20 protein-coding genes and 1 other RNA gene are annotated in these 22,365 nt (G+C 41.9%); 17 read left to right on the top strand and 4 right to left on the bottom strand.

Features of this window, described 5'->3' with window-relative positions:
* Positions 1-136: 136 nt before the first annotated feature.
* Together pbp1a and recU are read right to left on the bottom strand one after the other, a co-directional pair.
* The gene (gene pbp1a / locus O3616_RS00320) at positions 137-2,320 is read right to left on the bottom strand and encodes a penicillin-binding protein PBP1A (protein WP_371637786.1); all 2,184 of its coding nucleotides are present in this window, start codon (positions 2,318-2,320) and stop codon (positions 137-139) included.
* Positions 2,317-2,913, bottom strand: a complete 597-nt coding sequence (gene recU, locus O3616_RS00315; RefSeq protein ID WP_371637784.1) for a Holliday junction resolvase RecU — start codon at positions 2,911-2,913, stop codon at positions 2,317-2,319. The genes pbp1a and recU overlap by 4 nt, the downstream gene beginning before the upstream one ends.
* Before the next feature lie 66 nt (positions 2,914-2,979).
* On the opposite strand from recU, the gene O3616_RS00310 reads away from it, so the two are divergent.
* From O3616_RS00310 to tig, 17 genes are all read left to right on the top strand, one after another.
* The gene (locus tag O3616_RS00310) at positions 2,980-3,507 is read left to right on the top strand and encodes a DUF1273 domain-containing protein (protein ID WP_371637783.1); all 528 of its coding nucleotides are present in this window, start codon (positions 2,980-2,982) and stop codon (positions 3,505-3,507) included.
* A gap of 72 nt (positions 3,508-3,579) precedes the next feature.
* Positions 3,580-3,909: a cell division regulator GpsB gene (gpsB, locus tag O3616_RS00305; protein WP_371637781.1), complete on the top strand. Its 330-nt coding sequence runs from the start codon at positions 3,580-3,582 to the stop codon at positions 3,907-3,909.
* Between the two features lie 20 nt (positions 3,910-3,929).
* An RNA gene (rnpB, locus tag O3616_RS00300) (RNase P RNA component class B) lies at positions 3,930-4,311 on the top strand.
* A gap of 84 nt (positions 4,312-4,395) precedes the next feature.
* Positions 4,396-5,553, top strand: coding sequence for a class I SAM-dependent RNA methyltransferase (locus tag O3616_RS00295; RefSeq protein ID WP_371637780.1), 1,158 nt, complete (start codon positions 4,396-4,398; stop codon positions 5,551-5,553).
* Positions 5,554-5,565: 12 nt separating this feature from the next.
* Positions 5,566-6,948, top strand: coding sequence for a cell division site-positioning protein MapZ family protein (locus O3616_RS00290; protein ID WP_371637779.1), 1,383 nt, complete (start codon positions 5,566-5,568; stop codon positions 6,946-6,948).
* A 75-nt stretch (positions 6,949-7,023) separates the two neighbouring features.
* Positions 7,024-8,448, top strand: coding sequence for an NADP-dependent phosphogluconate dehydrogenase (gene gndA / locus O3616_RS00285; RefSeq protein WP_000158778.1), 1,425 nt, complete (start codon positions 7,024-7,026; stop codon positions 8,446-8,448).
* 11 nt (positions 8,449-8,459) lie between these two features.
* Positions 8,460-9,149: a response regulator transcription factor gene (locus tag O3616_RS00280; RefSeq protein ID WP_050283620.1), complete on the top strand. Its 690-nt coding sequence runs from the start codon at positions 8,460-8,462 to the stop codon at positions 9,147-9,149.
* Between the two features lie 99 nt (positions 9,150-9,248).
* Positions 9,249-10,250: a choline-binding protein CbpF gene (gene cbpF, locus O3616_RS00275; RefSeq protein WP_371637778.1), complete on the top strand. Its 1,002-nt coding sequence runs from the start codon at positions 9,249-9,251 to the stop codon at positions 10,248-10,250.
* Between the two features lie 17 nt (positions 10,251-10,267).
* On the top strand, positions 10,268-11,287 hold the full coding sequence (gene cbpC / locus O3616_RS00270; RefSeq protein ID WP_049509736.1) for a choline-binding protein CbpC: 1,020 nt from the start codon (positions 10,268-10,270) through the stop codon (positions 11,285-11,287).
* Positions 11,288-11,559: 272 nt separating this feature from the next.
* Entirely contained in the window at positions 11,560-12,438 is an 879-nt protein-coding gene (gene mvk, locus O3616_RS00265) for a mevalonate kinase (protein WP_371637777.1), read from the top strand.
* Complete coding sequence (gene mvaD, locus O3616_RS00260) at positions 12,420-13,373, top strand: diphosphomevalonate decarboxylase (protein ID WP_371637776.1); 954 nt, start codon at positions 12,420-12,422, stop codon at positions 13,371-13,373. Before mvk ends, mvaD begins: the two co-directional genes overlap by 19 nt.
* Positions 13,360-14,367 (top strand): phosphomevalonate kinase, encoded by a 1,008-nt coding sequence (locus O3616_RS00255; protein WP_371637775.1) that lies wholly within the window; start codon positions 13,360-13,362, stop codon positions 14,365-14,367. The genes mvaD and O3616_RS00255 overlap by 14 nt, the downstream gene beginning before the upstream one ends.
* Positions 14,351-15,361: a type 2 isopentenyl-diphosphate Delta-isomerase gene (gene fni / locus O3616_RS00250; protein WP_371637774.1), complete on the top strand. Its 1,011-nt coding sequence runs from the start codon at positions 14,351-14,353 to the stop codon at positions 15,359-15,361. Before O3616_RS00255 ends, fni begins: the two co-directional genes overlap by 17 nt.
* A gap of 76 nt (positions 15,362-15,437) precedes the next feature.
* Entirely contained in the window at positions 15,438-16,136 is a 699-nt protein-coding gene (liaF, locus tag O3616_RS00245) for a cell wall-active antibiotics response protein LiaF (RefSeq protein WP_371637773.1), read from the top strand.
* Complete coding sequence (locus O3616_RS00240; RefSeq protein ID WP_371637771.1) at positions 16,133-17,128, top strand: sensor histidine kinase; 996 nt, start codon at positions 16,133-16,135, stop codon at positions 17,126-17,128. Before liaF ends, O3616_RS00240 begins: the two co-directional genes overlap by 4 nt.
* 13 nt (positions 17,129-17,141) lie before the next feature.
* Positions 17,142-17,774 carry a response regulator transcription factor gene (locus O3616_RS00235; protein ID WP_084950851.1) on the top strand — a complete coding sequence of 211 codons (633 nt, stop codon included), beginning with the start codon at positions 17,142-17,144 and terminating at the stop codon, positions 17,772-17,774.
* A 160-nt stretch (positions 17,775-17,934) separates the two neighbouring features.
* On the top strand, positions 17,935-19,218 hold the full coding sequence (tig, locus tag O3616_RS00230) for a trigger factor (RefSeq protein ID WP_371637770.1): 1,284 nt from the start codon (positions 17,935-17,937) through the stop codon (positions 19,216-19,218).
* A 47-nt stretch (positions 19,219-19,265) separates the two neighbouring features.
* Here tig and O3616_RS00225 read toward each other — a convergent pair whose 3' ends face one another.
* Positions 19,266-21,632: an ATP-dependent RecD-like DNA helicase gene (locus O3616_RS00225; RefSeq protein WP_371637769.1), complete on the bottom strand. Its 2,367-nt coding sequence runs from the start codon at positions 21,630-21,632 to the stop codon at positions 19,266-19,268.
* Positions 21,633-21,750: 118 nt separating this feature from the next.
* The gene (gene lepB / locus O3616_RS00220) at positions 21,751-22,365 is read right to left on the bottom strand and encodes a signal peptidase I (RefSeq protein ID WP_033689324.1); all 615 of its coding nucleotides are present in this window, start codon (positions 22,363-22,365) and stop codon (positions 21,751-21,753) included.

Genomic DNA, 22,365 nt, shown 5'->3' with positions numbered 1-22,365 from the left:
AGTATTCTAAACCAGTGGAGTGTATAGAACAAAAAACCTGAGAAGTACAATTGACCTTCTCAGGTTTTTATTATCTAATTATTGATTGAGCAAAGAACAGATTGAAAAACCACCCAATTTTTGGGTGGTTAGTAATTTATTGTTGCGCTGGTTGAGGATTTTGGTTAGGCTGCCCTTGATTGGTACTTGGTTGTTGTGTCGCCGTATTCTCATTGGTTCCAGCATTGGGAGTAACTGTATTTGAATTTGGATTTGTGTTTGGTGTCGTTACACTTGACTGAGAGGTTGAAGTCTCTGGAGTCTGGTTCGCAGGAGCAGGTGTAGAACTTTGTTGAGTAGCAGGAGCAGTCCATGTAGGACGAGCTCCATTCTTAAAGACATATTCTCCACTCCTATATAAGCCCTCAGGCATAGTCCAATCTCCTGGGTGGTCATCTTCTGATAGGTAAGTCATCATTGAACGATAGACTGAAGAAGCAACTGTGAACCCACTGCCGATGACTGGAGTAAGACGATTTGAGTAACCTGTCCATACGGCCATAGAATATTTGCGAGTATACCCAGCAAACATTTCATCTGGAGCAACAAGTTGACTGGTCTTAATATGATTTTCGATTTCTTCATCTGAATAGTTAGAGGTACCTGTCTTACCAGCTTGAGGAAGCCATGAAATATAGGCATTAAAACCAATTCCAGAGGTCAAGACTGTTTTCATCATTTCTGTCATCATGTAAGCAGTGGTCTCTTTCATAGCTCGGGTACCAGGGTCAGAAAATTCTTTTTGGCTACCATCACTAAAGACAACTTTATTAATGTACATCGGTTTGTGATAGATACCACCATTGGCAAATGCAGCATAAGCAACAGCCATTTTTTCGCTACTTGCGCCGTATTGCTTATTAGATTCAGTTGTGTTACTTGATATGGCGTTAGAATAATGCATATCTGGATAGTCAATTCCTAAACCATTTAAGAAGGTTTTTGCACGATTTAATCCAACTTTGTTGAGTGTTTCTACAGCAGGAACATTGCGAGATTGCTGTAGTGCATATTGCAGGGTGATATTACCGAAGTATCCTCTATCCCAGTTGTAGACAGGGGTATTTGTTCCAGGATAATTATACGGGATATCGCGTACAATGGTAGCAGTTGAGTCATAGATATCAAATTCCAAAGCAGGAGCATAATCAGTGATGGGTTTCATTGTTGATCCCCAGTCACGATTGGTCTCCACAGCCTGGTTGGTGCCGAATGAAACATTACTTGCTTGATGACGAGCACCAAGTTGTGCAATAACGTTACCATTAGATACATCTACAATAGTCGAAGCTACTTGCATGTCATCATCAGGATAAGTGACATATTGGTCGGTGTTATAAACATCCCAGAGTCGTTGTTGGACATCTTTGTCCACATTTGTATAGACATCCATACCTGTAGTAAGAAGGTTGTAACCAGTTTCTTGTTCAACTTGGTCGATTACTTCTTTAAGGTAGTTGTCCATGTATGCAGGATAGCTGTTACCGGATTTCAGGCTTTGTAGACCATCGGTAACAGGGGTATTAATAGCTTTTTCATACTCTTCTGCACTGATGTATTTCTGCCCTTTCATTTCCGAAAGTACCAAGTTCCGACGCTCTAGAGCAGCTTCTGGATGAGAATAAGGATCATATTGGTTTGGTGCTTGAGGCATTCCGGCTAGGAGTGCTAACTGTGGCAAGCTTAAATCCTTCAAGTCTTTTCCATAGTAATTTTGGGCTGCAGTTTGCATTCCGTAGTTACCGTTAGACATGTAGACTTTGTTGATGTAGTAGGTCAGGATTTCTTGCTTGGTTGCTTTTTGTTCTAGTTGAACAGCTAGCCAAGCTTCCTGAGCTTTACGTGACAAGGTTTGATCGGCAGTTGAAGTAGAGAAATAAGTCAACTTAATCAATTGCTGAGTCAAGGTTGAAGCTCCTTGGAGTCCCCCTCCACCTCGGAGATTTCTCAATGCTGCCCCAAGAATACGAATAGTATCAACTCCACGGTGATTAAAGAAACGATGGTCCTCAATAGAAGTAATAGCATTAACTAATTCCGTTGGAATTTCATTTGATTGCGCATTGACACGACGTTCTGCTCCAAGATCGGCAATCAGTTCGTCTTTGCTATCGTATATCTTACTTGAGGTTGTCGCGACTAGTTTACTTTCGGACAGAGACGGAGCCTTGCTAACATAATAGAGAAAAAGCCCTCCGCCTAGGACAACAGCTGCGATAAATACAGTTAAGAAGCCGATACTTACATACTTAGCTATTCGCAGGATAGTTTGTTTGTTCATCTTGTTTTACCACCTAGTAAATGTTCTTTGATAATGTCGAGATAGGGAATTTGAGGAAAGGCGCCTTGCTCAATCAAATATCCATATTCTTGAATATATCCAAGTGGCATTGACTTTTGTCCCTTATCTTGATGATAGAAACGAATCAAGTCAATAGCCGGCAATAAATAAGTTTCTTGCTGAGAAGAAAAGTGCAGGAGTACAAAGCAAATTCCTTTCTGGGCAAGGACTTGTTCCATGTGTTGAATCTGGTGAAGGTGAAAATTCTTCATCGGAATCGCATGTTTCTGCCTAGTTTCCTTAACTTCAAAGTCGATGTAGTATCCATCATAAACACCCGAATAGTCTGTAGTTGAAGCTTGTCTAAAGTAGGCTTCGACAATCTTTGCTCGACTTCGTTGAGGATAGTCTACTCGAACGATTTGAACAGGTGTTGGCTTTTTATGGATAACTGCCATACCATGCGTCAGATAGTAGTCGTTTGTAGCGTTGATCATCTTTTCAAAAGTCATTCCTCGATTTGCGAAATTTTTTGGTTGAGAAATGGATGTCTGGCTTTTTTTTGATGAAATTTTATGAGGATAGTTGACCATATTTCTCCTTATTGGTACAATAACATCACTCTATTATACCATAAAAATAGAAAGAAAGGTGTAAAAATGACTACAGCTTTAATTATGGGATATTCTAATTTTGACTTGGGTTTGTTTAATGAAAAAGATATCAGGTTAAAAATTATAAAGAAAGCCATTCGCCGTGATTTAGAAAGTTTAGTAGAAGAAGGGATTGAGTGGCTGGTCTTTACAGGGAACTTGGGATTTGAATCTTGGGTGCTTGATGTCGCAAATGAAATGAAAGAAGAATATGATTTCAGCCTAGCGACCATTTTTGATTTTGAAACACACGGAGAAAATTGGAATGAAGCTAATCAGCTTAAACTTAGCCAATTTAAGCAGGTCGATTTTGTCAAATATGCCTATCCTAAATATGAACATATGGGGCAATTACGAGATTACCAACGATTTTTACTGGAAAACACTGATTTAGCTTATTTTTTCTATGATTCAGAAAATGAGACCAAATTAAAATTTATAGACAATTTGATGAAAAATCAGGAAGGTTATCGCATAAAAAGGTTAACGTTTGAAGACTTAAATGAGCTAGCAGAAAATTTTTATGAAAAGTAAGGCTTTGACCTTGATTTTTGTTTGCCTTTTTTTATATAATAATACTATTAGAAATCGAGAATGGAGAGAGAGATGGCAAGTATTATTTTTTCAGCGAAAGATATTTTCGAGCAAGAGTTTGGACGTGAAGTCCGTGGGTACAGTAAGGTTGAAGTTGATGAATTTTTGGACGATGTCATCAAGGACTATGAAACTTATGCTGCCTTAGTCAAGTCTCTCCGTCAAGAAGTTGCAGAGTTGAAGGAAGAATTGTCTCGCAAACCTGAATCTACACCGGTTCAAGCAGAACCACTTGAAATGACAACAACAACTTCTATGACGAATTTTGATATTTTAAAACGTCTAAATCGTCTTGAGAAAGAAGTATTTGGTAAACAAATTTTGGATAACTCTGATTTATAAGAGCTTATTTGAAAAGTGCAATTTTTGGATAATCGCGTGAGGAGAATTTCTTTTCATGAGGAAAGTCCATGCTAGCACAGGCTGTGATGCCTGTAGTGTTTGTGCTAGGCGAAACCATAAGCCTAGGGACGAGAAATCGTTACGGCAGTCGAAATGGCTAAGTCATTGGATAGGTCGGAGTAGGCTTGAAAGTGCCACAGTGACGGAGTCTTTCTGGAAACAGAGAGAGTGGAACGCGGTAAACCCCTCAAGCTAGCAACCCAAATTTTGGTCGGGGCATGGAGTACACGGAAACGAACGTAGTACTCTGACTACTTTCAGCTGTAGGCTGTTAGCGGTAGACAGATGATTATCGAAGGAAGTGGTCCTAGTCACTTCTGGAACAAAACATGGCTTATAGAAAATTGCATATAGGTTGGGGCTGAGAAAACTTTCTCAACCTCATTTTTTAAAGTGGACATATAGAAAGGTCTTATAAGACTGAAAATGAAAAAAGAATTTAATTTAATCGCTACTGCTGCAGCGGGTCTTGAGGCTGTTGTGGGACGTGAAGTGCGAGAGTTGGGCTACGATTGTCAAGTTGAAAACGGACGTGTTCGTTTTCAAGGAGATGCGAAAGCCATCATCGAAACCAACCTCTGGCTTCGAGCGGCAGACCGTATCAAGATTATCGTAGGAACGTTCCCAGCTAAGACTTTTGAGGAGCTGTTTCAGGGAGTTTTCGCTCTAGATTGGGAAAATTATTTACCGCTTGGGGCTCGTTTTCCGATTTCGAAAGCCAAATGTGTGAAATCTAAGCTACACAATGAACCCAGTGTTCAGGCTATTTCAAAGAAGGCCGTTGTTAAAAAGTTGCAAAAACACTACGCCCGCCCAGAAGGTGTTCCTCTGATGGAGAATGGCCCAGAGTTTAAGATTGAGGTTTCTATTCTGAAAGATGTCGCAACTGTCATGATTGATACGACTGGGTCTAGCCTCTTTAAACGTGGTTATCGTACTGAAAAAGGTGGTGCTCCTATCAAGGAAAACATGGCAGCAGCTATTTTGCAACTCTCTAACTGGTATCCAGACAAGCCCTTGATTGATCCGACCTGTGGTTCAGGAACTTTCTGTATCGAGGCAGTTATGATTGCTAGAAAGATGGCTCCTGGTCTTCGTCGCTCCTTTGCCTTTGAGGAGTGGAACTGGATTAGTGATCGTTTGATTCAAGAAGCGCGTACAGAAGCGGCTAAGAAAGTGGATCGTGAGCTTGAGCTAGATATCATGGGCTGTGATATCGATGCACGTATGGTGGAAATTGCTAAGGCCAATGCTCAGGCAGCAGGGGTTGCAGGAGATATTACCTTTAAGCAGATGCGCGTGCAGGATTTGCGTTCCGATAAAATCAATGGAGTGATTATCTCTAACCCACCTTATGGGGAACGCTTGTCAGATGATGCAGGAGTTACCAAACTCTATGCTGAGATGGGGCAAGTATTTGCACCGCTGAAAACGTGGAGCAAATTTATCCTAACTAGTGATGAAGCCTTTGAGACCAAGTACGGCAGTCAGGCGGACAAGAAGCGCAAGTTGTACAATGGAACTTTAAAAGTTGATTTGTATCAATATTTCGGTCAGCGTGTTAAACGTCAGGAAGTAAAGTAGGAAGGAAAACTCATGAGTAAGAAAAGACATGATCGTCATATAACAGAACATCAAGAAGCGCAATTTGATTTTGATGATGCCAAAGAGCTAACGGTTGGAGAAGCCATGCTAAAAAATGAAGAGGTGGAAGCAGGTGTATTGCCTGGAGATTCTATCTTGGACAAGTATGTGAAACAACATAAAGATGAAATTGAGGCAGATAAGTTTGAAACGCGTCAGTTTAGCAAGGATGATTTAGTTGAAAAAGAAGGGATAGAAGAGATAGAGGAGACTCAGACTCTGGATAATTTACTTCAAGAGCTTCGTGAGGAAACAGGAGTAACTTCTCCAGCTTCAGAAGATGAATTGAGTCAGTTTGATGATTTAGAATTAACACGAGTTTCAGAAACTCCTCTTGTTGAAGCCTCTGAGACTGAAGATATTCCAACACTTTATCGAGTCACAGATAGTGAAGATGGAAAAAGTAAGAAGAAATGGGCGCTTTACGGTATTCTAGCAGCCTTAGTGGTTCTTATCCTTGGAACTGGTTATTATGTTTATCGTCAAGTGGCTCGTTCGACCAAGGAAATCCAAACTTCTCAATCAACTACAAACACGCAGTCAGATGTGGAAGAATTCAATAATTTATATGATGCCTTCTATACAGATAGCAACAAAACGGCTTTAAAAAATAGCCAGTTTGATAAACTGAGTCAACTTAAAACCTTGCTTGATAAGCTAGAAGGTAGTCGTGAATATACGCTTGCAAAATCTAAGTATGATAGTCTAGCAACTCAAATCAAGGCCATTCAAGATGTCAATGCTCAATTTGATAAGCCAGCTATTGTAGATGGAGTTTTGGACACTAACGCTAAAGCTAAATCAGATGCTAAATTTACAGATATTAAAACTGGAAATACGGAGATTGATAAAGTGCTAGATAAGGCTATCAGTCTAGGTAAGAGTCAACAAACAGCTCCTTCAAGTTCAAGCTCAAGTCAAGAAAGTTCAAGTTCATCAACAGAGAGGGCTACAGACAACACAAGTCCATCTTCAAGCGTCTCATCAAACAATTCAGTTTCTGCACGTGATGATAGCCATGGTGGTTTATCAAGTTCTGGAGTTGACCTCCAGAGAGCTTCGAGTCGTGTGCCGTTCAATCAATCAGCTGTTGATGATAGCAATAATTCTGCCTGGGATTTCGCGGATGGTGTCTTGGAAAAAATCCTAGCGACTTCACGCTCACGTGGTTATATCACTGGTAACCAATATATCCTTGAACGTGTTAATATCGTTAATGGCAATGGTTATTACAACCTCTACAAGCCAGATGGAACCTATCTCTTTACCCTTAACTGTAAGACAGGATACTTTGTTGGAAATGGTTCTGGACATGCGGATGCTTTGGACTACTAAGTAGTCGTTACAAAATTCTTTCTTTTCAAAAGTAAAAATGATAAAATAAAACAAATTAAACAAGAGGAGTGTCAAATGACAAAAGCTAACTTTGGTGTCGTAGGTATGGCCGTAATGGGTCGTAACCTTGCCCTTAATATTGAATCTCGTGGTTACACAGTTGCTATTTACAACCGTAGTAAAGAAAAAACTGAAGATGTAATTGCTTGCCATCCTGAAAAGAACTTTGTACCAAGCTATGACGTTGAAAGTTTTGTAAACTCAATCGAAAAACCTCGTCGTATCATGCTCATGGTTCAAGCTGGACCTGGTACAGATGCTACTATCCAAGCCCTTCTTCCGCACCTTGACAAGGGTGATATCTTGATCGACGGAGGAAACACTTTCTACAAAGATACCATCCGTCGTAATGAAGAATTGGCAAACTCAGGTATCAACTTTATCGGTACTGGGGTTTCTGGTGGTGAAAAAGGTGCCCTTGAAGGTCCTTCTATCATGCCTGGTGGACAAAAAGAGGCCTACGAATTGGTTGCGGATGTTCTTGAAGAAATCTCAGCTAAAGCACCAGAAGATGGCAAACCATGTGTGACTTACATCGGTCCTGATGGAGCTGGTCACTATGTGAAAATGGTCCACAACGGTATCGAGTATGGTGACATGCAATTGATCGCAGAAAGCTATGACTTGATGCAACACTTGCTAGGCCTTTCTGCAGAAGATATGGCTGAAATCTTTACTGAGTGGAACAAGGGTGAATTGGACAGCTACTTGATCGAAATCACAGCTGATATCTTGAGTCGTAAAGACGATGAAGGCCAAGATGGACCAATCGTAGACTACATCCTTGATGCCGCAGGTAACAAGGGTACTGGTAAATGGACTAGCCAATCATCACTTGACCTTGGTGTACCATTGTCACTCATCACTGAGTCAGTATTTGCACGTTACATTTCAACTTACAAAGAGGAACGTGTACATGCTAGCAAGGTTCTTCCAAAACCAGCTGCCTTCAAGTTTGAAGGAGACAAGGCTGAGTTGATTGAAAAAATCCGTCAAGCCCTTTACTTCTCAAAAATCATTTCATACGCACAAGGTTTTGCTCAATTGCGTGTAGCATCTAAAGAAAACAACTGGAACTTGCCATTTGCAGATATCGCATCTATCTGGCGTGATGGCTGTATCATCCGTTCTCGTTTCTTGCAAAAGATTACAGATGCTTACAACCGTGATGCAGACCTTGCTAACCTTCTTTTGGATGAGTACTTCTTGGATGTTACTGCTAAGTACCAACAAGCAGTGCGTGATATCGTAGCTCTTGCTGTTCAAGCTGGTGTGCCAGTGCCAACTTTCTCAGCAGCTATTACTTACTTTGATAGCTACCGTTCAGCTGACCTTCCAGCTAACTTGATCCAAGCGCAACGTGACTACTTTGGTGCCCACACTTACCAACGTAAAGACAAAGAAGGAACATTCCACTACTCTTGGTATGACGAAAAATAAGTAGGTCTGCCATGGGGAAACGGATTTTATTACTTGAGAAAGAAAGAAATCTAGCTCATTTTTTAAGTTTGGAACTCCAAAAAGAGCAATACCGAGTTGATCAGGTTGAGGAGGGGCAAAAAGCCCTCTCCATGGCTCTTCAGACAGACTATGACTTGATTTTATTGAATGCTCATCTGGGGGATATGACGGCCCAGGATTTTGCAGACAAGCTAAGTCGGACTAAGCCAGCCTCAGTCATCATGGTCTTGGACCATCGTGAAGAATTGCAAGATCAGATTGAGACAATCCAACGCTTTGCCGTTTCTTACATCTATAAGCCGGTTATTATTGATAATTTGGTAGCTCGTATTTCAGCGATTTTCCGAGGTCGGGACTTTATCGACCAACACTGTAGTCAGATGAAGGTTCCAACGTCTTACCGCAATCTGCGTATGGATGTAGAACATCATACAGTTTATCGTGGCGAGGAGATGATTGCTTTGACTCGTCGTGAGTATGACCTCTTGGCTACTCTTATGGGAAGCAAGAAAGTTCTGACTCGTGAGCAGTTGTTGGAAAGTGTCTGGAAGTATGAAAGTGCGACCGAAACAAATATCGTGGATGTCTATATCCGTTATCTACGTAGCAAGCTTGATGTAAAAGGTCAAAAAAGCTACATTAAAACCGTTCGTGGTGTTGGTTACACCATGCAAGAATAGAAAAGCAGTTGCAGTTTTGTAACTGCTTTTTTGAGGATTTTTCTATATATTGACATGCAGTTTGGTCTTTGCTATAATCAGTTATGGAGGATAGATTTAATGAAAATAATAAAAAAATTGATGCAAATCGCATTAGCAGTCTTTTTCTTCGGTTTGCTAGCAACAAGTGCAGTATTGGCGGATGATGCTGATTCAGAAGGTTGGCAATTTGTCCAAGAAAATGGTAGAACCTACTACAAGAAGGGGGAACTCAAAGAAACCTACTGGCGAGTGATTGATGGTAAGTACTATTATTTTGATTCTTTATCTGGAGAGATGGTTGTCGGCTGGCAATATATACCTGCTCCACACGAAGGGGTTACGATTGGTTCTTCTCTAAGGCAAGATATTGCTTTTAGACCAGATTGGTTTTACTTTGGTCAAGATGGGGTTCTTCAAGAATTTGTTGGCAAGCAAGTTTTAGAAGCAAAAACTGCTACAAATACCAATAAACATCATGGGGAACAATATGATAGTCCAGCAGAGAAACGAGTCTATTATTTTGAAGATCAACGTAGTTATCACACCTTAAAAACTGGTTGGGTTTATGATGAGGGGCACTGGTATTATTTACTGAAGGATGGCGGCTTTGATTCTCGTATCAATAGATTGACTGTTGGGGAGCTAGCACGTGGTTGGACCAATGATAACTCAACTTGGTACTATCTAGATCCAACAACTGCTGCAATGCAAACTGGTTGGAAATACCTTGGCAACAAGTGGTACTACCTTCGTTCATCAGGAGCAATGGCAACTGGCTGGTATCAGGAAAGCTCAACTTGGTATTACCTAGACCAAGTAAATGGTGATATGAAAACTGGCTGGCAATACCTTGGCAACAAGTGGTACTATCTCCGTTCATCAGGAGCTATGGCAACTGGTTGGTATCAAGATGGTTCAACTTGGTACTACCTAAATGCAGGTAATGGAGATATGAAGACAGGCTGGACAAAAGTAGGAGGAAACTGGTATTATCTCAATTCCTCTGGAGCAATGGTTACAGGTAGCCAAACTATCGATGGTAAAGTCTATAACTTTGCTTCATCTGGTGAGTGGATTTAATCTTGGAGGAGATACAAATGAAGCTTTTGAAAAAAATGATGCAAGTCGCACTAGCAACATTTTTCTTTGGTTTGCTAGCTACAAATACTGTATTTGCGGATACCACAGGTGGCCAATTTGTTGATAAGGATAATAGAAAATATTATGTAAAAGATGAACATAAAGCAATCTATTGGCATAAAATAGACGGTAAAACTTACTATTTTGGTGATAAAGGAGAAATGGTAGTTGGATGGCAATACGTAGAAATTCATGGAACAGGTTATCGTGATAATTTATTTAATAATCGTCCAGTCTTAGAAATTGGCCTTCAGGAGAAGTGGTACTATTTTGGACAAGATGGTGCTTTGCTAGAACAAACAGATAAACAAGTACTAGAGGCAAAAACGTCTGAAAATACAGGAAAAGTATACGGTGAACAATATGCTCCATCTGCTGAAAAGAGAACTTATTATTTTGATAATAATTATGCTGTAAAGACAGGTTGGACTTATGAAGACGGCAATTGGTATTATTTAAATAAGCTAGGAATTTCTGGCGATGATTCTTACAATCCACTACCAATTGGTGAAGTTGCTAAGGGTTGGACTCAAGATTTCCATGTTACTTTTGGCATTGATAGAAGCAAACCTGCTCCGTGGTATTACCTAGACCCAGAAACTGGCATTATGCAAACTGGTTGGAAACAACTTGGCAATAAGTGGTACTACCTCCGTTCATCAGGAGCTATGGCAACTGGCTGGTATCAAGAAGGTTCGACTTGGTATTATCTAGATGCTGAAAATGGTGATATGAAAACGGGCTGGCAATACCTTGGTAACAAGTGGTACTATCTCCGTTCATCAGGAGCTATGGCAACTGGTTGGTATCAAGATGGTTCAACTTGGTACTACCTAAATGCAAGTAATGGAGATATGAAGATAGGCTGGTTCCAGGTCAATGGCAAATGGTACTATGCTTACAACTCAGGTGCTTTGGCAGTGAATACGACCGTAGATGGCTATTCTGTCAATTATAATGGCGAATGGGTTCAATAATGAAAGAGGCGATTGTGAAGGAAACAATCGCTTTTTTTGTGAAAATATAATAAAATAGATAGGAGAGAATAAATACTTGTAGGAAAAAATAATACTCTTCGAAAATCAAATTCAAACCACGTCAGCGTTGCCTTACCGTATATGTGACTGACTTCGTCAGTCTTATCTACAACCTCAAAACAGTGTTTTGAGCAACCTGCGGCTAGTTTCCTAGTTTGCTTTTTGATTTTCATTGAGTATGAGACGGCTTTTTCGTCTAGCAAAAGGAAAAAATGACAAAAAAAGTTGGTGTCGGTCAGGCACATAGTAAGATTATTTTAATAGGGGAGCATGCGGTCGTTTACGGCTATCCTGCTATTTCCCTGCCTCTTTTGGAGGTGGAGGTGACTTGTAAGGTAGTTCCTGCAGCGAGTCCTTGGCGACTCTATGAAGAGGATACCTTGTCCATGGCAGTTTATGCTTCGCTGGAGTATTTGAATATAAAAGAAGCCTGCATTCGTTGTGAGATTGATTCGGCTATCCCTGAGAAGCGGGGAATGGGTTCGTCAGCGGCTATCAGCATAGCGGCCATTCGTGCGGTATTTGACTACTATCAGGCAGAACTGCCTCATGATGTACTAGAAATCTTGGTCAATCGGGCGGAGATGATTGCCCATATGAATCCAAGTGGTTTGGATGCTAAGACCTGTCTCAGTGACCAGCCTATTCGCTTTATTAAAAACGTTGGATTTACAGAGCTTGAGATGAATCTATCCGCCTATTTGGTCATTGCAGATACGGGCGTTTATGGTCATACTCGTGAAGCCATCCAAGTGGTTCAAAACAAGGGCAAGGATGCCCTGCCGTTTTTGCATGCCTTGGGAGAATTGACCCAGCAGGCAGAGGATGCGATTTCACGAAAAGATGCTGAAGGACTGGGGCAAATCCTCAGTCAAGCGCATTTACATCTAAAAGAAATTGGTGTTAGTAGCCCTGAGGCAGACCATCTGGTTGAAACAGCTCTTAACCATGGTGCTCTGGGTTCCAAGATGAGCGGTGGTGGGCTGGGAGGCTGTATCATAGCCTTAGCAGCCGATTTGACACAAGCTCAAGAACTAGCAGAAAGATTAGAAGAGAAAGGAGCTGTTCAGACATGGATAGAGAGCCTGTAACAGTACGTTCCTACGCAAATATTGCTATTATCAAATACTGGGGAAAGAAAAAAGAAAAGGAGATGGTGCCTGCTACTAGTAGTATCTCTCTGACTTTGGAGAATATGTATACGGAGACCACCTTGTCATCTCTACCGACGGATGCGACAGCTGATGCCTTTTATATCAATGGTCAGCTACAAAATGAGGCAGAGCATGCCAAAATGAGTAAGATTATTGACCGCTATCGTCCAGAAGGTGAAGGCTTTGTTCGTATTGATACTCAGAACAATATGCCTACCGCGGCGGGTCTGTCATCAAGTTCTAGTGGTTTGTCCGCCCTGGTCAAGGCTTGTAATGCTTATTTCAAGCTTGGATTGGATAGAAGTCAGTTAGCGCAGGAGGCTAAGTTTGCTTCAGGCTCTTCTTCTCGGAGTTTTTATGGACCGCTAGGAGCCTGGGACAAGGATAGTGGAGAAATTTACCCTGTAGAGACAGACTTGAAACTAGCTATGATTATGTTGGTGCTAGAAGATAAGAAAAAACCAATCTCTAGCCGTGACGGGATGAAACTTTGTGTGGAAACCTCGACGACCTTTGATGACTGGGTGAGTCAGTCTGAGAAGGATTATCAGGATATGCTGGTTTACCTCAAAGAAAATGATTTTGCCAAGGTTGGGGAATTAACGGAGGAAAATGCCTTGGCTATGCACGCTACGACCAAAACAGCATCACCAGCCTTTTCTTATCTGACGGACGCCTCTTATGAAGCCATGGACTTTGTTCGCCAGCTTCGTGAGCAAGGGGAAGCCTGCTACTTTACTATGGATGCTGGTCCCAATGTCAAAGTCCTCTGTCAAGAGAAAGACTTGGAGCATTTATCAGAAATCTTCAGTCAACGTTATCGCTTAATTGTGTCAAAAACAAAGGATTTGAGCCAAGATGATTGCTGTTAAAACTTGCGGAAAACTCTATTGGGCAGGCGAATATGCTATTCTAGAGCCAGGGCAGTTGGCCTTGATAAAGGCCATTCCCATCTATATGAAGGCTGAGATTACCTTTTCCGACAGCTACCGTATCTATTCAGATCTGTTTGATTTCGTAGTGGACTTGACACCAAATCCTGACTACAGCTTGATTCAAGAAACAATTGCTTTAGTGGAAGATTTCCTCGTTTATCGTGGGCAGACCTTGCGACCTTTTTCTCTAGAAATTCGTGGAAAAATGGAACGAGAAGGGAAAAAGTTTGGACTTGGTTCTAGCGGTAGCGTCGTTGTCTTGACTGTCAAGGCTTTACTGGCTCTGTATGATGTTTCAGTTGATCAGAATCTCTTGTTCAAACTGGCTAGTGCTGTCTTGCTCAAGCGAGGAGACAATGGCTCTATGGGAGACCTTGCCTGTATTGTGGCAGAGGAATTGGTTCTTTACCAGTCATTTGATCGCCAGCAGGTAGCTGCTTGGCTAAAAGAAGAAAAGTTGGCGACAGTTTTGGAACGTGATTGGGGATTTTCAATTTCACAAGTGAAACCAACTTTAGAATGTGATTTCCTAGTGGGATGGACCAAGGAAGTGGCTGTATCGAGTCACATGGTCCAGCAAATCAAGCAAAATATCAATCAGAATTTTTTAAGTTCCTCAAAAGAAACTGTGGTTTCTTTGGTAGAGGCCTTGGAGCATGGGGAATCAGAAAAAATTATCGAGCAAGTAGAAGTGGCCAGCAAGCTTTTAGAAGGCTTGAACGCAGATATTTACACGCCTTCGCTGAGACAGTTGAAAGAAGCCAGTCAAGATTTGCAGGCTGTTGCCAAGAGTAGCGGTGCTGGTGGTGGTGACTGTGGCATTGCCTTGAGTTTTGATGAGCAATCAACTGAAACCCTAAAAAATCGTTGGGCCGATCTAGGGATTGAGCTCTTATACCAAGAAAGGATAGGACATGACGACAAATCGTAAGGATGAGCACATCCGCTATGCCCTTGAGCAGAAAAGTTCTTATAATAGCTTTGATGAGGTGGAGTTGATTCATTCTTCCTTGCCTCTTTACGACCTGGATGAAATCGATCTGTCGACAGAGTTTGCTGGTCGAAAGTGGGATTTTCCTTTTTATATCAATGCCATGACAGGTGGGAGTGAAAAAGGTAAAGAAATCAATCAAAAGTTGGCTCAAGTGGCAGAAACCTGTGGAATTTTATTTGTGACGGGTTCTTATAGCGCAGCCCTTAAGGATCCAACAGACGACACTTTTTCTGTCAAGTGTGATCATCCAAATCTCCTTCTTGGAACCAATATTGGATTGGACAAGCCTGTTGAGTTAGGACTTCAGACTGTAGAAGCGATGAATCCTCTTCTCCTGCAAGTGCATGTCAATGTTATGCAGGAATTGCTCATGCCTGAGGGAGAAAGAAAGTTTCGAAGCTGGCAATCGCATCTAGCAGACTATAGCAAGCAAATTCCTGTTCCCATTATCCTAAAGGAAGTGGGATTTGGAATGGATGTGAAGACCATCGAAAGAGCCTATGAACTAGGTGTTCGTACAGTGGACCTATCAGGTCGTGGTGGGACCAGCTTTGCCTATATCGAAAACCGTCGCAGTGGTCAGCGTGATTATCTCAATCAATGGGGCCAGTCCACCATGCAGGCCCTTCTCAATGCCCAAGACTGGAAAGACAAGATCGAACTCTTGGTCAGTGGTGGCGTTCGCAATCCGCTGGATATGATTAAGTGTTTGGTCTTTGGTGCCAAGGCTGTGGGACTGTCACGAACAGTTCTGGAATTGGTTGAAACCTATTCAGTCGAAGAAGTGATTGGCATTGTTCAAGGCTGGAAAGCAGACTTACGCTTAATCATGTGTGCTCTTAACTGTGCCACCATAGCAAATCTGCAAAACGTAGACTATCTCCTTTATGGAAAATTAAAAGAAGCAAATGATCAGATGAAAAAGGCGTAACCACCGCCTTTTTTCCATCTTCAGACCGAGGTGACTTTTTTGAATTGTGATAAAATAGAAGGGAGAGGATCAACCTATGAGAAAATTTAAAATCTTTTTATTTATCGAAGCCTGTCTTTTGACAGGAGCTCTGATTTTGATGGTTTCAGAGCATTTTTCGCGTTTTCTGCTGATTCTATTCCTCTTTTTACTTTTGATTCGCTATTACACTGGTAAAGAGGGAAATAACCTCCTTTTGGTGGTGGCAACCATTCTCTTCTTTTTCATCGTCATGCTCAATCCTTTTGTGATTCTAGCTATTTTTGTTGCGGTTATCTATAGCCTCTTTCTTCTTTATCCGATGATGAACCAGGAAAAAGAGCAGACCAATTTGGTGTTTGAAGAGGTGGTGACGGTTAAGAAGGAGAAAAATCGTTGGTTTGGAAATCTCCATCATTTTTCAAGTTACCAGACTTGCCAATTTGATGATATCAATCTTTTTCGTCTTATGGGTAAAGACACCATTCATCTGGAGAGGGTGATTCTAACCAATCATGATAATGTTATTATCCTTAGAAAGATGGTGGGAACGACCAAAATCATTGTGCCTGTTGATGTGGAAGTCAGTCTCAGTGTTAACTGTCTCTATGGGGATTTGACTTTTTTCAATCAGCCCAAGCGTGCTCTCCGCAATGAACACTATCATCAGGAAACAAGAGACTATTTCAAGAGTAACAAGAGCGTCAAGATTCTCTTGACCACTATGATTGGCGATGTGGAGGTGGTTAGAGGATGAAAAAACAAGCTTATGTAATGATTGCTATCACCTCTTTCCTCTTTGTCTTATTTCTCTCCCACAGCTTGCTGGAAATCCTTGATTTTGATTGGTCTATTTTCCTGCATGATGTCGAAAAAACAGAAAAATTTGTCTTTTTGTTGTTGGTATTCAGCATGTCCATGACCTGTCTTTTAGCCCTGTTTTGGCGAGGTGTCGAAGAGCTTTCTTTAAGAAAAATGCAGGCCAATCTCAAGCGTTTGTTGGTAGGGAAAGAAGTGGTTCAGGTTGCTGATCCAGACTTAGATGCCAGTTTCAAGTCCTTGTCAGGCAAACTTAACCTCTTAACAGAAGCACTTCAAAAGGCTGAGAATTACAGTCTTGCTCAGGAAGAGGAAATCATCGAGAAAGAACGAAAGCGGATTGCTCGGGATTTGCACGATACAGTCAGTCAGGAGTTGTTTGCGGCTCACATGATTTTGTCAGGTGTCAGTCAGCAGGCTTTGAAACTGGATAGAGAAAAGATGCAGATCCAGTTGCAAAGTGTCACAGCCATTTTAGAAACAGCTCAGAAGGATTTGCGGGTCTTGCTCCTGCATTTGCGCCCAGTTGAATTGGAACAAAAGAGCTTGATAGAAGGGATTCAAATTCTTCTAAAAGAGCTTGAGGACAAGAGTGATCTCAAGGTTAGTCTTAAGCAAAATGTAACGAAATTACCTAAGAAGATTGAGGAGCATATTTTCCGAATCTTGCAGGAGTTGATTAGCAATACCCTTCGCCATGCCCAGGCCTCTTGTTTGGATGTCTATCTCTATCAGACGGATCTTGAATTGCAACTGAAGGTGGTGGACAATGGGATTGGTTTCCAGTTAGGGAGTTTAGACGACTTGAGTTATGGACTCCGCAATATCAAGGAGCGGGTCGAAGATATGGCAGGGACGGTTCAGTTATTAACAGCTCCCAAGCAAGGATTAGCAGTTGATATCCGTATTCCCTTGCTAGATAAGGAATGATAAAGGAGTAAAGATGAGAATTTTACTAGTAGATGACCATGAAATGGTCCGATTGGGCTTGAAAAGCTACTTTGATCTCCAAGACGATGTAGAAGTTGTGGGTGAGGCGGCAAACGGGTTTCAAGGTATTGACTTGGCCTTGGAACTGCGTCCAGATGTCATTGTCATGGATATCGTCATGCCTGAGATGAATGGGATTGATGCGACCTTGACCATCCTAAAAGAATGGCCTGAAGCCAAGATTTTGATTGTCACCTCTTACTTGGACAATGAAAAAATCATGCCAGTTTTGAATGCAGGTGCTAAAGGTTATATGCTCAAGACTTCTAGTGCAGACGAACTGCTCCATGCAGTTCGTAAGGTGGCTGATGGGGAGCTGGCTATTGAACAAGAGGTCAGCAAAAAGGTCGAATACCACCGCAATCATATGGAACTTCATGAGGACTTGACTGCGCGTGAGCGAGATGTTCTCCAACTGATTGCTAAGGGTTACGAAAATCAGCGCATCGCAGATGAACTTTTTATCTCTCTCAAGACGGTCAAGACCCACGTGTCCAACATTCTTGCCAAACTTGAGGTTAGCGATCGCACCCAGGCGGCGGTCTATGCCTTTCAGCACCATTTGGTGGGGCATGAGGAGTTTTAATAGTTATATAAAATAATGTTGGATAAATGGTTGAACTTAGTATCAAAGAAGCGAGTAAGTACCTCTAGCGTGATTGAAAAGCGCATTCATTACTTGAAAAAAGTCGCTCGTTTATGTTATAATAGACTGTATTTAAAAAATTTTAAGGAGAAATGACAGAATGTCTGTATCATTTGAAAACAAAGAAACAAACCGTGGTGTCTTGACTTTCACTATCTCTCAAGACCAAATCAAACCAGAATTGGACCGTGTCTTCAACTCAGTGAAGAAATCTCTTAATGTTCCAGGTTTCCGTAAAGGTCACCTTCCACGCCCTATCTTCGACAAAAAATTTGGTGAAGAGTCACTTTACCAAGACGTTATGAACGCTCTTTTGCCAAATGCTTATGAAGCAGCTGTAAAAGAAGCTGGCCTTGAAGTGGTTGCTCAACCAAAAATTGACGTAACTTCAATGGAAAAAGGTCAAGACTGGGTTATCACTGCTGAAGTTGTTACAAAACCTGAAGTAAAATTGGGTGACTACAAAAACCTTGAAGTATCAGTTGATGTAGAAAAAGAAGTAACTGACGCTGACGTTGAAGAGCGTATCGAACGCGAACGCAACAACTTGGCTGAATTGGTTATCAAAGAAGCTGCTGCTGCAAACGGCGACACTGTTGTTATCGACTTCGTTGGTTCTATCGACGGTGTTGAATTTGACGGTGGAAAAGGTGAAAACTTCTCACTTGGACTTGGTTCAGGTCAATTCATCCCTGGTTTCGAAGACCAATTGGTAGGTCACTCAGCTGGTGAAACTGTTGATGTTATCGTAACATTCCCAGAAGACTACCAAGCAGAAGACCTTGCAGGTAAAGAAGCTAAATTCGTGACAACTATCCACGAAGTAAAAGCTAAAGAAGTTCCAGCTCTTGACGATGAGCTTGCAAAAGACATCGACGAAGAAGTTGAAACACTTGCTGAATTGAAAGAAAAATACCGCAAGGAATTGGCTGCGGCTAAAGAAGAAGCATACAAAGATGCAGTTGAAGGTGCAGCAATTGATAAAGCTGTAGAAAACGCTGAAATCTTAGAACTTCCAGAGGAAATGATCCACGAAGAAGTTCACCGTTCAGTAAATGAATTCCTTGGAAACTTGCAACGTCAAGGCATCAACCCTGACATGTACTTCCAAATCACTGGAACTACTCAAGAAGACCTTCACAAACAATACGAAGCAGAAGCTGAGTCACGTACTAAGACTAACCTTGTTATTGAAGCAGTTGCTAAAGCTGAAGGATTTGACGCTTCAGAAGAAGAAATCCAAAAAGAAATCGAGCAATTGGCAGCAGACTACAACATGGAAGTTGCTCAAGTACAAAGCTTGCTTTCAGCTGATATGTTGAAACACGATATCACAATCAAAAAAGCTGTTGAATTGATCACAAGCACAGCAACAGTTAAATAATCTTAATAAACAAAAATCCCACCTGAATTGGTGGGTTTTCTTGTGCACTATTTTCCAAAAATCTCTTTGAGATCTGCGTCAGTAATCCCAATCATGGCTGGGATGCTGTCCCAGTTTTCTTCGGTTAGGATATAAGATTGTTTAGGGGCACTTGATGTGACTGTTTCGGAAACAGCTTGTGTATTTTCTTCAACATTTTCAATTAAATCGCTGAATCGTTCAATCAGATAGGTTTTTCGGGCAGTTCCGATGTGCTGGGTAGCATAGTCGAAGGCCTGTAATTCGCCTAGTAAGATAAGCTTGCTTTTGGCGCGTGTAATGGCTGTGTAGATGAGGTTTCTCTCCAGCATACGCCTGCTAGCACTGGTAATCGGTAGGATGACAACAGGGAACTCACTTCCCTGAGACTTATGGATACTCATGGCATAGGCCAGGCGAATCTTGTACCATTCGTTACGTGGGTAGGAGACCTCGTTGCCATCAAAATCAATCACAATTTCGTCCTGTTTTGACTCGGTATATTTACCGGGAATCAGGTCTGTGATGGCTCCCAAATCTCCATTAAAGACATTGATTTCAGCATCATTGACCAAGTGAATGACCTTGTCGCCCTTACGATAGTGACACTGGGGAGCTTCAAAACTAAGTTGGTCTTTTTGTGGTGGGTTAAGGAGGTCTTGCATGAGCTGGTTGATGGCGTCAATCCCTGCTGTCCCTCGGTACATGGGAGCCAGAACTTGGATATCACGTGCAGGGATGCCGCTTCTGAGGGCAGCGCCTAAGATTTTCTCAATGGTAGCAGGAATATGGCCGCTAGCAATTTCAAAGTAGGAACGGTCTGCTTTTTTCTGGGTGAAATCAGCTGGCAAGATTCCCTGTCGAATCTGACTAGCTAGGGTAACGATGGTTGATTCTTCGCTTTGTCGGTAAATTTTTTCCAAGCGAGTCTGAGGAATCAAGGGAATATGAAGCAGGTCAGCTAGAACCTGTCCAGGGCTGACAGACGGTAGCTGATCGCTATCTCCCACGATGAGGATTTTACTGTTAGAAGAGATGTTGGAGAAGAGTTGATTAGCCAGCCAAGTATCCACCATGGAGAATTCATCCACGATGATAAAATCAGCATCCAGATAATCTTCCAAATGGCTGGTATCATCGTCGCCTGTCATTCCTAAGTGGCGGTGTATGGTCGCGCTAGGCAAGCCTGTCAATTCATTCATACGTCGAGCGGCTCGACCGGTTGGAGCGGCAAGAAGAATCGGCAGGTTACTTTTTTTCCTGAGGTCAAGTCCTTCTAAAAGGGCGTAAACAGCGATGATCCCATTGATAACAGTTGTCTTACCAGTACCGGGCCCACCTGTCAGGATAAAGACCTTGTTCTGGATAGCGTCGCAGATAGCTTGTTTTTGAATGCAATCATACTCAATCCCTAGTTCTTGCTCGACAGTAGTGATATGTTTTTGAATGGTTTCTAAATCTTGGCTCTTATGTTTTCCTTTTTCAAGGATACGAACCAAGTGACTGCGGATACCTTCCTCAGCGAAAAAGAGACTATTGTCAAAAATTTTGGTATCAATTTGCTGAACCTTGTCTTCTTCGATCAGGTAGGAGAGCTCTTGGGCCACTTGGCTGGGGTCCAGTTCCACGGGGCGGGAAGATTCAAGGAGAGTAAGGGTTTGTTCTAGCAAATCCCGTGCTTCAACATAGGTGTCCCCTGTTTCCATACAGGCCTGAAAAAGACTGTGAACTAGTCCTGCACGGAAGCGTTCAGGAGCTTGAGTTTCGATGCCTAGTTCCTCCGCTAATTGGTCTGCAATAGTAAATCCCAATCCTTTGATATCTTCAACCAGTTGGTAGGGATAATTTTCAACCACATCAAGGGTTTCTTCCTTGTAAAAGTCTTGAATCTGAAAGGCTAGTTTATTGGGGATGCCGTAGTTGGCTAGTTTTGCCAAGACCATTTCTGTCCCATAGTTGAGACGGAGAGTGGAGACGAATGCCTCGCGATTTTTGGCAGAGAGACCTGCGATGCCTTCTAGCTTTTCTGGGTGTTGCAGAATTTCGTCAATGGTATTGTCGCCATAGGTGTCCACGATTTTCTGAGCTGTCTTGAGACCAATTCCCTTGAAATGGCTACTGGAGAAGTACTTAACCAGCCCTTTACTAGTTGGTTTTGCGCGTTCATAACGGCTGATTTGCAGTTGTTCCCCATACTTGGAGTGCTGGACAATTTGCCCCCAAAAAGTGTAGTCTTCGCCCTCAATCACATCAGCCATGGTGCCGGTGACAATGATTTCAAAATCATCAAAATCCTCTGCGTCGGTATCTTCGATTTCTAGGAGGAGGATGCGATAAAAATTACTGGGATTTTCAAAAATAATCCGTTCAATGGTTCCTGAAAAATAAACTTCCATAAAATTCCTTTGCATGAATAGGTGAGAGTTCGGGATATTTTTATTATAGTCAATAAACTATCACTTCTCACGATAGAAGAAGAGGCTGAGATTTTTGATTCTCGGCCTCTTAGGTCTCTTAAAATGTTCCGATACGGGTGATTGGCCAGAAGCGGAATTTAGCTTCCCCTGTGATATCTTTTGCTTTGAAAGTACCTACATGGCGGCTGTCGCTCGAAACTAAGCGGTCGTCTCCGAGGAGAAGGTATTCTCCTTCTGGGACAGTAAAGCTAAAGTTGGTATTATAGTTGACATCAACTGTGAAGGCTTGGGCTTTTTCAGCAATACTTCTAAAGAAAGTTCCTTTATTTCCTTCAAATCCCTTGCCTGAGTAGGTGCTTTGGAGTTTGTCATCCTTAAAGCGTTTGATGTAGTCAGCTAGATAAGGTTCGTCCGTCTCTTTGTCATTGATGTAAAGTTTATCATTTTCGTAACGAATGGTGTCGCCAGGCATTCCGATGACACGTTTGACAATGTCCTTATTACCGTCTTCCTCATGGGCTACCACGATATCAAAACGGTCAATAGGGAGGTGCTTAACGACAAAGAGAATTTCGCCATCCGCTAGGGTAGGATCCATGGAATGTCCTTCTACGCGGACATTACTCCAAAAAAAGATACGACTTAAAGCTAGTAATGACAGAATTAGGAGGAACAATCCCCACTCTTTTAAGAAATGTTTAAATGAATTCAT

This window comes from Streptococcus sp. 27098_8_86 (assembly GCF_041432595.1).
GTDB lineage: Bacteria > Bacillota > Bacilli > Lactobacillales > Streptococcaceae > Streptococcus > Streptococcus pneumoniae_F.
Note: the sequence above shows the minus strand (reverse complement) of the source record. Positions and strands in the feature narration are given on the sequence as shown.

Excerpts from the sequence above, each read along its gene's own strand:
- pbp1a (WP_371637786.1), bottom strand. The coding sequence starts at position 2,320 with ATGAACAAACAAACTATCCTGCGAATAGCTAAGTATGTAAGTATCGGC.
- recU (WP_371637784.1), bottom strand. The coding sequence starts at position 2,913 with ATGGTCAACTATCCTCATAAAATTTCATCAAAAAAAAGCCAGACATCC.
- O3616_RS00310 (WP_371637783.1), top strand. The coding sequence starts at position 2,980 with ATGACTACAGCTTTAATTATGGGATATTCTAATTTTGACTTGGGTTTG.
- gpsB (WP_371637781.1), top strand. The coding sequence starts at position 3,580 with ATGGCAAGTATTATTTTTTCAGCGAAAGATATTTTCGAGCAAGAGTTT.
- O3616_RS00295 (WP_371637780.1), top strand. The coding sequence starts at position 4,396 with ATGAAAAAAGAATTTAATTTAATCGCTACTGCTGCAGCGGGTCTTGAG.
- O3616_RS00290 (WP_371637779.1), top strand. The coding sequence starts at position 5,566 with ATGAGTAAGAAAAGACATGATCGTCATATAACAGAACATCAAGAAGCG.
- gndA (WP_000158778.1), top strand. The coding sequence starts at position 7,024 with ATGACAAAAGCTAACTTTGGTGTCGTAGGTATGGCCGTAATGGGTCGT.
- O3616_RS00280 (WP_050283620.1), top strand. The coding sequence starts at position 8,460 with ATGGGGAAACGGATTTTATTACTTGAGAAAGAAAGAAATCTAGCTCAT.
- cbpF (WP_371637778.1), top strand. The coding sequence starts at position 9,249 with ATGAAAATAATAAAAAAATTGATGCAAATCGCATTAGCAGTCTTTTTC.
- cbpC (WP_049509736.1), top strand. The coding sequence starts at position 10,268 with ATGAAGCTTTTGAAAAAAATGATGCAAGTCGCACTAGCAACATTTTTC.
- mvk (WP_371637777.1), top strand. The coding sequence starts at position 11,560 with ATGACAAAAAAAGTTGGTGTCGGTCAGGCACATAGTAAGATTATTTTA.
- mvaD (WP_371637776.1), top strand. The coding sequence starts at position 12,420 with ATGGATAGAGAGCCTGTAACAGTACGTTCCTACGCAAATATTGCTATT.
- O3616_RS00255 (WP_371637775.1), top strand. The coding sequence starts at position 13,360 with ATGATTGCTGTTAAAACTTGCGGAAAACTCTATTGGGCAGGCGAATAT.
- fni (WP_371637774.1), top strand. The coding sequence starts at position 14,351 with ATGACGACAAATCGTAAGGATGAGCACATCCGCTATGCCCTTGAGCAG.
- liaF (WP_371637773.1), top strand. The coding sequence starts at position 15,438 with ATGAGAAAATTTAAAATCTTTTTATTTATCGAAGCCTGTCTTTTGACA.
- O3616_RS00240 (WP_371637771.1), top strand. The coding sequence starts at position 16,133 with ATGAAAAAACAAGCTTATGTAATGATTGCTATCACCTCTTTCCTCTTT.
- O3616_RS00235 (WP_084950851.1), top strand. The coding sequence starts at position 17,142 with ATGAGAATTTTACTAGTAGATGACCATGAAATGGTCCGATTGGGCTTG.
- tig (WP_371637770.1), top strand. The coding sequence starts at position 17,935 with ATGTCTGTATCATTTGAAAACAAAGAAACAAACCGTGGTGTCTTGACT.
- O3616_RS00225 (WP_371637769.1), bottom strand. The coding sequence starts at position 21,632 with ATGGAAGTTTATTTTTCAGGAACCATTGAACGGATTATTTTTGAAAAT.
- lepB (WP_033689324.1), bottom strand. The coding sequence starts at position 22,365 with ATGAATTCATTTAAACATTTCTTAAAAGAGTGGGGATTGTTCCTCCTA.